Source organism: Arthrobacter sp. GQ119, assembly GCF_059759125.1.
On record NZ_JCAXEA010000003.1, the window covers coordinates 196,180 to 208,913 of the forward strand.

General features: G+C 66.3%; 14 protein-coding genes and 1 tRNA gene. 8 read left to right on the plus strand and 7 right to left on the minus strand.

The window, feature by feature from the left end:
• Positions 1-4 precede the first annotated feature (4 nt).
• Entirely contained in the window at positions 5-1,654 is a 1,650-nt protein-coding gene (gene argS, locus AC6CH3_RS04460; protein WP_498131294.1) for an arginine--tRNA ligase, read from the minus strand.
• A 187-nt stretch (positions 1,655-1,841) separates the two neighbouring features.
• On the opposite strand from argS, the gene AC6CH3_RS04465 reads away from it, so the two are divergent.
• The 6 genes from AC6CH3_RS04465 (at position 1,842) to AC6CH3_RS04490 (ending at position 6,486) form a co-directional block, all read left to right on the plus strand.
• Entirely contained in the window at positions 1,842-2,306 is a 465-nt protein-coding gene (locus AC6CH3_RS04465; RefSeq protein ID WP_498131295.1) for an FMN-binding protein, read from the plus strand.
• A 51-nt stretch (positions 2,307-2,357) separates the two neighbouring features.
• Positions 2,358-3,230: an FAD:protein FMN transferase gene (locus AC6CH3_RS04470; RefSeq protein WP_498131296.1), complete on the plus strand. Its 873-nt coding sequence runs from the start codon at positions 2,358-2,360 to the stop codon at positions 3,228-3,230.
• A gap of 10 nt (positions 3,231-3,240) precedes the next feature.
• The gene (locus AC6CH3_RS04475) at positions 3,241-4,800 is read left to right on the plus strand and encodes a ferredoxin--NADP reductase (protein ID WP_498131297.1); all 1,560 of its coding nucleotides are present in this window, start codon (positions 3,241-3,243) and stop codon (positions 4,798-4,800) included.
• A gap of 105 nt (positions 4,801-4,905) precedes the next feature.
• Positions 4,906-4,978 (plus strand) — tRNA-Arg (locus tag AC6CH3_RS04480).
• A 109-nt stretch (positions 4,979-5,087) separates the two neighbouring features.
• On the plus strand, positions 5,088-6,131 hold the full coding sequence (locus AC6CH3_RS04485) for a M4 family metallopeptidase (protein ID WP_498131298.1): 1,044 nt from the start codon (positions 5,088-5,090) through the stop codon (positions 6,129-6,131).
• 61 nt (positions 6,132-6,192) lie between these two features.
• The gene (locus AC6CH3_RS04490; RefSeq protein ID WP_400578460.1) at positions 6,193-6,486 is read left to right on the plus strand and encodes a protealysin inhibitor emfourin; all 294 of its coding nucleotides are present in this window, start codon (positions 6,193-6,195) and stop codon (positions 6,484-6,486) included.
• Here the strand turns inward: AC6CH3_RS04490 and AC6CH3_RS04495 are convergent.
• From AC6CH3_RS04495 to AC6CH3_RS04520, 6 genes are all read right to left on the minus strand, one after another.
• Positions 6,483-6,902 (minus strand): arsenate-mycothiol transferase ArsC, encoded by a 420-nt coding sequence (locus AC6CH3_RS04495; protein WP_498131299.1) that lies wholly within the window; start codon positions 6,900-6,902, stop codon positions 6,483-6,485. The two genes, AC6CH3_RS04490 and AC6CH3_RS04495, sit on opposite strands and share 4 nt — an antisense overlap.
• Positions 6,899-7,570, minus strand: coding sequence for an arsenate reductase ArsC (locus tag AC6CH3_RS04500; protein WP_498131300.1), 672 nt, complete (start codon positions 7,568-7,570; stop codon positions 6,899-6,901). Before AC6CH3_RS04500 ends, AC6CH3_RS04495 begins: the two co-directional genes overlap by 4 nt.
• Before the next feature lie 35 nt (positions 7,571-7,605).
• Complete coding sequence (locus AC6CH3_RS04505) at positions 7,606-8,997, minus strand: FAD-dependent oxidoreductase (RefSeq protein ID WP_498131301.1); 1,392 nt, start codon at positions 8,995-8,997, stop codon at positions 7,606-7,608.
• A 176-nt stretch (positions 8,998-9,173) separates the two neighbouring features.
• Positions 9,174-10,151 carry a thioredoxin-disulfide reductase gene (gene trxB / locus AC6CH3_RS04510; protein ID WP_498131302.1) on the minus strand — a complete coding sequence of 326 codons (978 nt, stop codon included), beginning with the start codon at positions 10,149-10,151 and terminating at the stop codon, positions 9,174-9,176.
• 25 nt (positions 10,152-10,176) lie between these two features.
• Positions 10,177-10,599, minus strand: a complete 423-nt coding sequence (locus AC6CH3_RS04515; protein ID WP_256247991.1) for an arsenate reductase ArsC — start codon at positions 10,597-10,599, stop codon at positions 10,177-10,179.
• A 144-nt stretch (positions 10,600-10,743) separates the two neighbouring features.
• A complete protein-coding gene (locus AC6CH3_RS04520; RefSeq protein ID WP_498131303.1) occupies positions 10,744-11,427 on the minus strand; it encodes an arsenate reductase/protein-tyrosine-phosphatase family protein in 684 nt (227 codons plus the stop codon).
• A gap of 45 nt (positions 11,428-11,472) precedes the next feature.
• Here AC6CH3_RS04520 and AC6CH3_RS04525 point away from each other — a divergent pair, with 45 nt between their 5' ends.
• On the plus strand, positions 11,473-12,213 hold the full coding sequence (locus AC6CH3_RS04525; RefSeq protein WP_498131304.1) for an aquaporin: 741 nt from the start codon (positions 11,473-11,475) through the stop codon (positions 12,211-12,213).
• A gap of 63 nt (positions 12,214-12,276) precedes the next feature.
• On the plus strand, positions 12,277-12,624 hold the full coding sequence (locus AC6CH3_RS04530; protein WP_498131305.1) for an ArsR/SmtB family transcription factor: 348 nt from the start codon (positions 12,277-12,279) through the stop codon (positions 12,622-12,624).
• The last annotated feature ends 110 nt before the right edge of the window (positions 12,625-12,734 follow it).

Sequence of the window (12,734 nt, forward strand, 5' to 3'; positions counted from 1 at the left end):
CCAGTCACATCCGTTCCGGCGCGGACACGCCGAGCAGGTCCAGTCCGTTGGCAAGCACCTGGCTGGTGGCGTCGTTGAGCCACAGCCGGGTGCGGTTGAGGTCAGTGACGGCTTCCTCGCCCAGCGGGGCGATGCGGCAGGCGTCGTACCAGCGGTGGTAGGCGCCGGCGATGAGCTCAAGGTGGCGGGCCACGCGGTGGGGTTCCCGCAGTTCCGCGGCCTTGGCCACGATGGAGGGGTAGCTGCCCAGGTAGGAGAGCAGCTCGTTCTCGGTCGCATGATGCAGCAGCGAGGCGTCGAAGGCGCTGCGGTCCACGCCCGCCGCAACGGCATTGCGCGCGGCGCCGCGGGACCGGGCGTGGGCGTATTGCACGTAGAACACCGGGTTCTCATTGCTGTGCTTCTTGAGCAGCTCCGGGTCCAGGGTGAGCGGCGAATCCGCCGGGAACCGGGCCAGCGAGTAGCGCACGGCGTCCTTGCCAAGCCAGGAAATCAGGTCCTTGAGCTCGATGATGTTGCCGGCACGCTTGGACAGCTTGGCACCGTTGACCGAGACGAGCTGGCCGATGAGCACCTCGATGTTGAGCTCCGGGTCATCGCCGGCAGCGGCGGCTATGGCCTTGAGCCGGTTGATGTAGCCGTGGTGGTCGGCGCCCAGCAGGTAGATCTTTTCGGTGTAGCCGCGGTCCTTCTTGGACAGGTAGTACGCGGCGTCGGCGGCGAAGTACGTGGGCTCGCCGTTTGCGCGGATCATGACGCGGTCCTTGTCGTCGCCAAAGTCCGTGGTGCGCAGCCAGACGGCACCGCCGTCGTCAAACACGTGCCCCTGCTCGCGCAGGCGGGCTACGGCGCTTTCGATGGCACCGGCGTCGTGAAGCTCCTGCTCGGAGAAGAACACGTCGAAGGAAACGCCGAAGTCGGCCAGGGTGTCCTTGATGTCCTTCAGCTGCGCCTGGTAGGCCGCTGCCCGGATCACGGGAAGGGCCGCCACGTCGGTGAGTTCGCGGATGTCCGGGTGCTGGGTCAGCACTTCATGGCCAAGGTCCCGTATGTACTCGCCCGGGTAGCCGCCTTCGGGCACGTCACGGCCGTGAAGGCGTGCCAGCACAGAGTTGGCGAACACGTTCATCTGCGAGCCGGCGTCGTTGATGTAGTACTCCGCGGTGACTTCCGCACCTGAAGCGCGCAGCACCCTGGCGATCGAGTCACCGAGGGCGGCCCAGCGCGTGTGGCCGATGTGCAGCGGACCGGTGGGGTTGGCGGAGACGAATTCCATGTTGACCGTGTGGCCGGCGAGCGCGGAGTTGGTGCCGTACTCCGGGCCGGCTTCCACGATCGCCTTCGCAAGGGCACCGGCGGCGGCCGCGTCCACGGTGATGTTCAGGAAGCCCGGCCCGGCGGTCTCGACGGCGGACACGCCGTCGATCTCCTGCAGGCGGGCGCTGAGGACGGTTGCGAAGGCACGCGGGTTGGTTCCGGCCTTCTTTGCCAGCTGAAGGGCGATGTTCGTGGCCCAGTCTCCGTGCTCCCGGTTCTTGGGACGCTCCACCAGGACGGCGTCCGGGACGTCCGCCTCGGAAAGGGCGATCTCGCCGGCGGCAACGGCATCTTGCAGGCAGGCGGATATGGCGAGGGAGAGTTCTTCGGGAGTCACCTTCCTAGACTACCGGGGGGCCCGCCCTGCAGCGGAATCCGGGGGGACCCGGGCCCCCGCGATGGCCGCCTCGCCGACACAGGAAATACTAAGGACATTCACAGTTTGAACCCTTAGCCTGATTTCGGCGTCGTCCACGTCGTCCATCAGGTAAGTGCCCGTACCCGTACTAACGAAACGAGACACCGTGCAGCCTTCAATCCGCAAAACTGTATTCGCCGGAATCGCCGGACTGTCCCTTGCCGGCACGGTGGCCGGCTGCGCGCCGTCGGCACAGCAGCCAGCCGCCCAGGAAACACCGTCCTCAACGTCGGGGACCGCAGCATCCGGTCCGTCAGCGCTCGCAACATCCGGCACCGGCTACAAGGACGGCACGTACAGTGCGGACGGCAACTACAAGTCGCCCAACGGAACCGAGACCGTGGGCGTGCAGCTGACGCTGGCCAACGGGACGGTTTCTGCTGTCGAGATCACCGAGCATCCGTCCAATCCGAACACCCGGAAGTTCCAGGGGCAGTTCGCCGGGGGAATCGCAGCACAGATAGTGGGCAAGAGCCTTGATGAAATCAAGGTCTCCAAGGTGGCCGGTTCGTCCCTGACCAGCGGCGGCTTCAACCAGGCCGTTGAGGCGATCAAGGCCCAGGCCATCTAGGCGGGCGCGGGCGGCATGGACTCCACGACGGACAGCAGCAAAGGAGAGCCCATGCCGCACGCCGGCTGGCACGATTTCCGTTTTGACGGCATCGGAACAAGCTGGGAGATCTCCACTCCCGCGCCGTTGGATGCCGGGCTGCGAAACCGAATACTTGCCGAGGTGGAGCGCTACGACTCAACCTGGTCCAGGTTCCGCGGCGACTCGCTGATCAGCCAGGCATCCGCGCGGCCGGCGCGCCTTGAGCTGCCCCCTGAATCCGCCGGCCTCGCAGACCTTTACCGGAACCTGTACTCGCTCAGCGGCGGGGCCATGACGCCGCTGATCGGCGAAAGCCTGGAACAGCTGGGCTACGATGCCGGCTATTCCCTGCGGCCACGCGGAACCGCGGCACCGCCGCCGGCCTGGGACGACGTCCTTGAGTGGCGCGGGACATCGTTGAGCAACAGCGCTCCCGTGGTGCTGGACATCGGGGCTGCCGGCAAGGGCCAGCTCGCGGACCTCCTCGCCGGAGTGCTGCGGGACGGGGGGCTCACCGAGTTCTTTGTCGACGCCAGCGGCGACCTTTTCAACGGTGGAGAGTCGCCCGTGACGGTAGCCCTAGAGCATCCCTATGATTCCAGCAAGGCGATCGGCACCGTACCCCTCGGCCGAGGGGCATTGTGCGCCTCGGCCTCCAACCGAAGGGCCTGGGGCGACGGACTCCACCACGTCCTGGACGGCACCACCGGCAAGCCGGTCCGGACCGTGGTGGCCACGTGGACCAGAGCCGAAACCGCCATGGAGGCAGACGCCTTGGCCACGGCACTGTTCATGCTCCCCGCCGCGGCACTGGAGGCCCACTACCGGTTCTCCTGGCTTAAGGTTTTTTCCAACGGCAGTGCGGAATACTCCGCGGACTTCGAAGGGATGCTGTTCACATGAGGCTGTTCACATGAGTGCCACCACCACCGGGCTGCGGACCTCGCCCGCCACGGCGCTGGACGCCTTCCTCGGCCGCTTTACGATGTACCGGCTGGTCTCCCTTGTCCTCGCCGCACTGGCGGCCTATAGCCTGCTGCTCGACGGCCTGGGCTGGCTGACGTTCGGCATTCCCAACATGATCGCCCACCTGGCGCTGTGCCTCGGACTGACCTACGCCTCCAACCGCGCCCTGGCGGCCGTGTTTCGCGTCCGCCCGCATGCGGAATCGTCAGTGATCACGGGGCTTTTGCTCTACTTCCTGTTTTGGCCCACCCAGCTGGGGCCGGGATTCGCTCCGGTCGACCTGGCCGGCGTCGCCCTGGCCTGCATCCTCGCGTCGGCGTCCAAGTACGCCCTGGCCTGGCGCGGACGCCACGTGTTCAACCCCGCAGCCGCCGGCGCCCTCATTACCGGCCTGACCGGGCTGAACATCGCGACCTGGTGGGCAGGCACACCCGCCATGCTGTGGCTGGTCGTTCCCGGAGTCCTGCTGGTGCTCTACCGGACCCGGAAAATGCTGCTGGCCGCAGTCTTCATTGTGGTGGCCACGTCCATCTCGGCCGGAGATCTGCTGCAATCCGGCGTGGACCCGGGCGGGGCGGTGTGGCAGCCCCTGGCCCAAAGCCCTGTGCTTTTCTTCGCCGGATTCATGCTCACCGAGCCGCTGACGCTGCCTCCGCGACGCTGGCAGCAGGTGGTGCTGGCCGCCGTCGTCGGACTGCTTTTTGCGATGCCCTTCAACTTCGGTTTTGTGGCGAATTCCCCCGAACTGGCCCTGCTTGCGGGGAACCTGCTCGCCTTCCTGGCCGGACAGCGGGGAAGCGTCCGGTTGCTGTTCAGCCACTCACGCAGGCTCACGCCGACGACAACCGAGTTTGTCTTCACGCCGCGCCGCCCTGTCCGCCACGTGCCGGGCCAGTATATGGAGCTGGACCTCCCCCTGGAGAAGCCTGACGGCAAGGGCCGGCGCCGGGTGTTCAGCCTGACGAATTCCCCGGACGCGGCCCACGTGAAAATCGGCGTCGGCACTGCGGACCCCGTCTCGGCCGCCAAACGCGGGCTCCTGGCGCTCAAGCCCGGGGAGGAGCTCACGGCCACCACGGTGGCCGGAGACTTTGTCCTGCCCAAGGGATCGAGCGGTCCGGTCCTGCTCATCGCTGCTGGTATCGGCATCACGCCGTATCTGGCGCATCTTTCCAGCGGGTTGGCCAGTCAGCGGGACACAGTGCTGCTTTATCTCGCCAGGAACGCGTCCGAACTCGCTTATGCGGCTGAGCTGAAGGAATCCGGAGCCACTGTTCTTGCCCGGCTGGCCGACGGCTCCGCTCCCCCTGACTTCATCGAAGACGCCGGCGCGAGGCTGGACCCCGGTGCCCGGCTGGACGGTCCTTCCCTGAAACTGCTTGTCCCGGACATCGCTCAGCGCAGGGTGTTTATTTCGGGTTCACCGGCCAGCGTGGGGTCACTGCGGCGGGCCGCACGGCAGGCCGGCGCCCGCCGTATCCATGTCGATTCGTTTGCCGGATACTAGAAATGTGCAGCGCTCTGCCGGAAAGCACGGTGCCGGTTTTCCATTCGGCCCCACCTTCCTGCTAAGCTCTAGGACGTCCCGCCGGAAACGGCAGGATCCCTGACTGCCCTCGTAGCTCAGGGGATAGAGCGTCTGCCTCCGGAGCAGAAGGCCGTAGGTTCGAATCCTATCGAGGGCACAGGCATAACCCCGCCGCTTCCTTGAAGTGGCGGGGTTTTCTGTATGCCGGACGGCGTGTGCCAGTGCGCCTCCAGAGATTGTCGGGGGCCACTCGTAGGCTCATTCGCATGATCTGTTCAATCATTCCGCCGTACATGTTGAAGCGTCTTGCCACACAGGATTCTCCGCGGTTGACGGCCGTTCGCAGGGCCGCAAAAGAGGCCCTGCTGCACGTGAAGGCCGTGCAGGCGGCCAGGACCGCCCCTGCGCCCGTAACGCCGCCCGCTTTGAGGCAAGTGCGGCCGGCTCCCCCGAACAGGTCCGTCTATGATGCCAAGTCGTCCGAGTCGCTCCCCGGCCAACTCGTCCGGAAGGAAGGCGAAGCCCCCGTCGGCGACCCCGCCGCCGACGAAGCCTATGACGGCCTGGGCCACACCCACAGCCTTTACGCCGACGTTTTCGGCCGGAACTCCATCGACGGCCAGGGCATGCCGCTCAATGCCACCGTCCATTTCGGCAGACTCTACGACAATGCCTTCTGGGACGGCCAGCAGATGGTGTTCGGCGACGGTGACGGTGAAATCTTTGAACGGTTCACCCGCTCCCTGAGCGTGATCGGGCACGAACTGGCCCACGGAGTGACCCAGTTCTCGGCCGGGCTCGCATACCGGAACCAGGCCGGCGCCATCAACGAGTCCCTCTCCGATGTCTTCGGCGCCCTGGTGGAACAGTGCTTCCGGAAACAGTCCACCGCCGACGCCAGCTGGCTGATCGGTGAGGGCCTCTTCACTCCCCAGGTTGAAGGCTCGGCGCTGCGCTCCATGAAGGCCCCCGGGACGGCATACGACGACGACGTCCTCGGCAAGGACCCGCAGCCGGACTCGATGGACTCGTACGTCCGCACCAGCGCCGACAATGGCGGCGTCCACATTAATTCAGGCATTCCCAACCGTGCCTTCTGCCTTGTGGCCCAGTCGATAGGCGGCAACGCGTGGGACGCCCCGGGACAGATCTGGTACGAGACACTGACGGGCGGATCGCTGCCACCGACGGCCACGTTCAGCGTCTTTGCCAGGGCAACGGCGGCGTCCGCAAGGGAACTGTTTGGCGAGGAGTCTGCGGAGCATGACGCCGTGCGCGAGGCGTGGGAAACTGTGAAGGTAAAGCACTAACCCCACGCCGGGGCGCGGCCGCTCCGCGCGTCCCGCAGCCTCGGAGCACCAGGACCCTGCCATGAAGATCACAGTTGAGCGCAGCGGAGGGATTGCTGCACTGACGCGCACCTGGACAGTTCAGGCCACGACGTCCAGCGACAAGAACCACTGGCAGCCCATCGTCGAAGCCTGCCCGTGGGACGCCGTACCGGACTCGCGGAATGCCGGGGAGGGGCAGCCGGACAGGTTCATGTATTCCATCCGGGCCGGTCAGCATCGGGCCACGTTGCCGGAACGGGCGGTGACCGGACCATGGCGGGTCCTCGTGGACACGGCCAGAGCCGCGGCAGAGCAAGCGCCCCACCAAAGCTAGTTCCCGGCGAGCTCCCTGTAGAGCGTCTGGACCCTGGCCTTGATGTCATCCCGGACCAGGCGCATGCGTTCCATGCCCTCGATGCCGCGTTCGGAAGGCTCGTCCGTTTCCCAGACCTCGAAGCGCTTCCCCTCGATCGGTTCAAGCTTGGCCTCGGTGCCCAGGACGATGACGGCATCGACCGTGTCCAGGACCTCGTCGGTGACCGGTTTGGGGTGCTCACCGGTGATGTCGATGCCGAGCTCGGTCAGGGACTCCACGGCCTGGGGGTTCAGGGATTTTCCGGGTTTGGTGCCGGCGGAGTAGACAGCAATGGCGTCACCCGCGAGGTCGTGCATGAGTCCTGCGGCGAGCTGGGATTTGCCGCCGTTCTTGCTGCAGACGAACAGCACGGTCGGAGTCTTTTCGTTGGTCATGGGTGCGTTGTTTCCTTTGGGAGGGAGGCGGTTAGTGAGGCGACGAGGGTTTTGACCCGTTCGTGGATCTGGTCCCGGATGTCCCGGACCGTTTCGAGGGGCTGGTCGGCGGGGTCGGGCAGGTCCCAGTCTTCGTAGCGCTTGCCCGGGTAGATCGGGCAGGAATCCCCGCAGCCCATGGTGATCACCACGTCGGAAGCCCGGACGACGTCGTCGGTGAGGGGCTTGGGGTAGTTTCGGGTCAGGTCCAAACCCATCTCGGACATAACCGTCACGACCGTCGGGTCCAGCTCCGCGGCCGGCAGTGACCCGGCGGACCGGACGTGGATCCTGCCCTTGGCTTCGACGGTGAGCAGGGCAGCGGCCATTTGGGACCGTCCGGCGTTCTGCACGCAGACGAACAGGACATCGGGAACCTCGGACGCGGCTGCTCTTTTGGATTTGGCAAGGGCTGCCAGCCGGTCGTTGGCGAAATGTTCTGTGGTGGCGGCCAGGTAGGCGGTGATTTTCGCGGTGCGTGCCAGTGCAGTGTAGGACTCGAAGACGTAGCGTTCGACGGTTTCGGCGGCGAAGATCCCGGCGAACCTGTCGGCGAGCCGTTCACTGATGCGGTGCAGGAGGTCGGTGTTGTCCTGCAGGCCAAGGCCGGTTTCGCGGTTTTCAGTCATGACAGCTCTCCAAAGGGTGGATTCGTTGAGCGGGTTTATTCGTTGCTGCCGGAGCGGCCGTGGGCCAGACCCGTCGGGAACCCCACCAGCACCGGTTCGGGCGCGGCGCAGCAACCGGACTCTGAAGAGGCGGAGTCGTTGACTGCCAGTGCCGCGGCGGGAACGTCACAGCTTGTGCCGGCGTCGGTGGAGCAGACCCCGGTTTCAGGGAGCTCGAGGTGGACAGTGTCGGCTGATTCCTGGTCGCCGGCGAGGGCCGCGGCGACGGAGCGGACCTGCTCGTAGCCGGTGGCCAGCAGGAAGGTGGGTGCGCGGCCGTAGGACTTCATGCCGACGATGTAGAAGTCCTTGTCCGGGTGGGCGAGAAGTTTGGCCCCGTGAGGCGGGACGGTGCCGCAGGAGTGGAATTCGGGGTCGATCAGCGGGCCAAGTTCCAGCGGCGCTTCTACCGCTGGGTCCAGGTTGAGCCGAAGTTCGCGCAGGATGTCCAGGTCCGGGCGGAAACCGGTGCATGGGACGATGATGTCGGCCTCCAGCGTGCGGCCATCGACAGCTTCGACACTTACGCCCGACTCGAGAGTCTTCAGCGAGCTGATCCCGAAGCCGGTGTGCAGTTCGATCTTTCCGGCCTCCACGAGCCGGCGCACCCGGCCGCCGAGCTGGCCGCGTGCGGGCAGCCCGTCGAGGTCGCCTCCGCCGTACACTTTCGCGGCCGAGTTGCCCCGGATGGCCCACAGGATCCGGGTGTCCGGCTCGTCCCTGGCGAGGTCAGCGAGGCTGATGAGGGTGTTGGCGGCGGAGTGCCCGGCGCCGACAACGAGGACACGGCGCCCGGCGAAGGCCGTGCGCTCCCTGCCGGTGACGTCGGGAAGCGGCGCGGAGATCCGGTCCCGCGCTGCGTCCTCACCGATGGCGGGAAGGCCGGAGGTGCCCAGCGGGTTGCGCGTGGACCAGGTTCCGGAGGCGTCGATGACTGCTGCCACGGTGTGATCCCGGGTTTCGCCGTCCGTGTGGTCGGCCCGGACCACGAACGGCGCGGTGTCACGGTGACGGACGTGCGTCTTGTCCAGTCCCTGCCGGGTGACGGCGATGACGCGGGCCCCGGTCTGCAGGCGCGTGGAGATCTGGGGTAGCGCAGCCAGCGGCGCGAGGTAGTTGTCGATCAGCTCGCCACCGTACGGCAGAGCTGTGGGTCGGGGTGATTCCCAGCCGGTGGCTTCCAGGAGGCGGGCGGCGGCGGCGTCGATGTTGAACCGCCACGGCGAAAAAAGACGGATGTGGCGCCACTGCTCAATGGCCGCCCCCGGCGAGGTGCCGGCTTCAAAGATCAGCGGTTCGATGCCCTGTTCGAGCAGGTGGGCCGCGGCGGCCAGGCCGACAGGGCCGGCACCGATCACTGCGACCGGGAGGTTCTTCGCTGAATCCATGGTGTCCTCTTTCATCCGTAGCGGTAGTGCGGGTGTGTTCGGTTGGCACCCGCCGGCCGGGTGGGGCCGGCAGGTGCTTGGAGAGGGCGGTCAGCAGCAGTCTTCGTCGTCGCAGCAACCGGAGTCGCCGCAGCATCCGCTGGTCATTGAGCTCACCCCCTCCCCTGTTCCGGGTTTCAGGCGTGGGTCGGTTCTTCCACCAGTGCGGTGGCGATGCTGTCCGCATCCTCAAGCGCGGCGAGGTAGCGCTCCGCGTCGAGGGCCGCGGCGCAGCCGGTTCCCGCGGCCGTGATGGCCTGGCGGTAGCGGTGGTCCACGGCGTCCCCGCACGCGAACACACCGCTCAGGTTGGTGCAGGTGGTGGGCGAGTCCACCTTGATGTAGCCCTCCGCGTCCAGGTCCACCTGCCCGGCCACCAGCTCCGTGCGCGGCACGTGCCCGATCGCCACGAAAATCCCGGTGGCGGCCTGCTGCCGGGTTTCGCCGGTGCGGGTGTCCGTCAGGGTCACGCCGCTGACCTTGCCGTCGCCGTGGATGGCGGTGACGGCCGAGTTCCAGGCGAAGCTGATCTTCGGGTTGTCCTTGGCCCGCTGCGCCATGATGCGGGAGGCGCGCAGTTCGCCCTTGCGGACGACGACGGTCACGGACTTTCCGAAGCGGGTCAGGAAGGTGGCTTCCTCCATGGCGGAGTCACCGCCGCCGACGACGACGATGTCCTGATCGCGGAAGAAGAACCCGTCGCAGGTGGCGCACCAGGAGACGCCGTGGCCGCTGAACTTCTTCTCCTCCGCCAAACCGAGTTCCTTGTACGCGGAGCCGGTGGCCAGGATGACCGCGGGCGCCTCGTGCGCCTCGCCGCCGCCGGTGACCACCCGCTTGAGGTGCCCCTTGAGCTGGACGTCCGTGACGTCGTCGAACACGACCTTGGCGCCGAAGCGCTCGGCCTGCTGCTGGAGTCCGTCCATGAGTTCGGGGCCCTGGATCCCGGCCGGGAAGCCGGGGAAGTTTTCCACCTCGGTGGTGTTCATCAGCGCACCGCCGGCGGTGACCGAGCCGGCCAGCACGAGTGGTTCCAGGCCGGCCCGGGCAGCGTAGATTGCGGCCGTGTAACCTGCCGGTCCCGAGCCGATGATGATCAGTTGTTCCTTGCTCATGCCGTGCTCCTCAGGGGTTCTCGGTCTACTTGGCGGCCGGGATCAGGGAGTCAATCAGACCTTCAATGCGGGTCTTGATCTCATCCCGGATGGGGCGGACGGATTCGACGCCCTTGCCGGCCGGATCCTCCAAGACCCAGTCCTCGTAGCGCTTGCCGGGGAAGTACGGGCATTCGTCCCCGCAGCCCATGGTGATCACCACGTCGGATTCCTTGACGGCCTCGGTGGTGAGGACCTTGGGGACCTCGGCGGACATGTCGATACCGAGTTCGGCCATGGCCTCGACGGCGGAGGGGTTGATTTTGTCGGCCGGCTGGGATCCTGCGGAGCGGACCTCGATCTGGCCCTTGCCGAGGGTGGTGAGGAACGCAGCCGCCATCTGGGAGCGGCCGGCGTTGTGGACGCAGACGAACAGGACGGAGGGCTTCTTGGCGGTTTCGGTGCTCACGGGTTTTCTCCTGGAATCGGTTGGGTTGATGGTGTGGTGTACGTGTGACGGCCTTGGCTCCCAACCGAACATTGATGATGATCGATATAGAGAGTATCCGGCCATAAATCGATGAATGTCAATATTTGGCTTTGGTGAAGCTGCTTAACCCGGTCCGGCCGCGGTGACGCGGGGCGCGAGGTCGGTAATACGGTGGGCGATGTCATCAAAGGCCTTATCGAAGGCTTCTCTGGTACCCAGGCGGAGGGGGTCTGGGACGGACCAGTGAATTCCGCCCAGCCAAGTCAGTTCCTCGTGGGCGCTGTCGCAAACGGTCACGACAAAGTCCGCCTCCCCCGCGACATCATCCAGGGAACGGGGTGCAACGTTGGGAAGGTCCAGGCCGCGGCGCCGGGCGGCTTCGACAGCCCCGGGGGCGATGCGGTCCGCGGGATGCGTTCCGGCAGAGGCTGAGGGAACGCTGCTCGCTTGCCGCCAGAGAGCTGCGGCCAATTGAGAGCGGGCGCTGTTGCGCGTACAGACGAACAGGATGCGACGGGCGCCGTGAACTGCCCCGGGCACGAGTCCATCCAGGGCCCCGGCCGCCAGCCGGAGGTAGCTCCGCCGCTTGTCCGCTTCCGAGCGGTGCCGGATTGCCAGTCCGGCCTCTTCCAGTGTTCTCAGGTGATGCGAGAGAAGGTTTGAGGACATGCCCAGCTCGGCCTGCAGTTCTGTGGGAGAGAAGTCCCCCAGCGTCAGAAGGTCAACGATGCGCAGGCGTGCGGGATCAGCGAGGGCCGCATGTTTGGCTACCCGCGCTTGAAATGTGTCGACTGCCTCAATATCCATTGATTCAATTTTGACTGAGTTAATTCTTTGCGTCAAGCTGGTGCCATGACTTCAAACCAGCCGCCTCTGTGGCGCCGCGCCGTCGCTGAACTGCTCGGCACCGCCCTGCTCGTTGCCATCGTCGTCGGTTCCGGGATTGCCGCCCAGCAACTCTCCCCCGGTGATGTGGGCCTGCAGCTGCTCCAAAACAGCACCGCCACGTTTCTGGGCCTGACTGTGCTGATCCTGGTGTTCGGGCCGGTGAGCGGGGCGCATTTCAACCCCATGGTTTCTTTGGCCGACTGGTTCTTGGGCCGGCGCAGCGGCTCCGGACTGACTCTGCAGGACGTTGGCGCCTACGTGGCAGCCCAGGTTGTGGGCGGCATTGGTGGCAGTGTGCTTGCCAACGCCATGTTTGAAGTCGGGACGTCCATTTCCACAAAGGACCGGGCAACCGCAGGGCACCTGCTGGGTGAGGTCGTCGCCACCGCCGGGCTCATCCTGCTGATCTTCGCCCTCGCCGCAACCAATCGCGGTGCCCTCGCAGCACCCGCAGTGGGCGCCTACATCGGCGCCGCCTACTGGTTCACCTCCTCAACCTCCTTCGCCAATCCCGCGGTGACCGTCGGCCGCATCTTCAGCGACACCTTCGCTGGCATCGCACCGGGCTCCGTACCCGCCTTCGTCAGCGCCCAGCTGCTCGGCACCGCCATCGGCCTGGGCCTGCTGCTCCTGCTGTTCCCAACCGCTGCCCGTGCCGCGGACGACGTCGTCATCCCGCACGGCAGCCAGACAATCAAGCCTTAGGCGGCGGCTGGTCGCCCCGGCTCCATACATTGATGGATGTCAATATCGAGGCATAATGGGTAGATGACCTCACTGCCCCTGCTTGAACCAGCCACGGAGCCCGCCTGCTGCCCGCCGGCAGCGCCCACGCTGGGCGCTGCTGAAGCGCAAGACAGGGCGGCGGTGTTCAAGGCCCTGGCCGACCCCAACCGGCTGCGGCTGCTGTCCATCGTCAAGGCCGCGGAGAGCGGAGAGTCCTGCGTCTGCGACCTCACGGAGCCGCTGGACCTTGGCCAGCCCACCGTCTCCCATCACCTGAAGATCCTCGTCGACGCCGGGCTGCTGCACCGTGAAAAGCGCGGAACCTGGGCCTACTACTCGCTCATTCCCGGCGCCCTTGAGCGCGCGGCAGGGTTGCTGGAGAGCCTGTGACCACAGCGGGCCGTCAACGATGACAAGCCGCACCATGCGTCAGGCCAGCGCTGAATCCCGGAAGCGGGCGCGCCGTGGAGTGGTAGCTGTAGCCGGTGGGCGTCTGGACT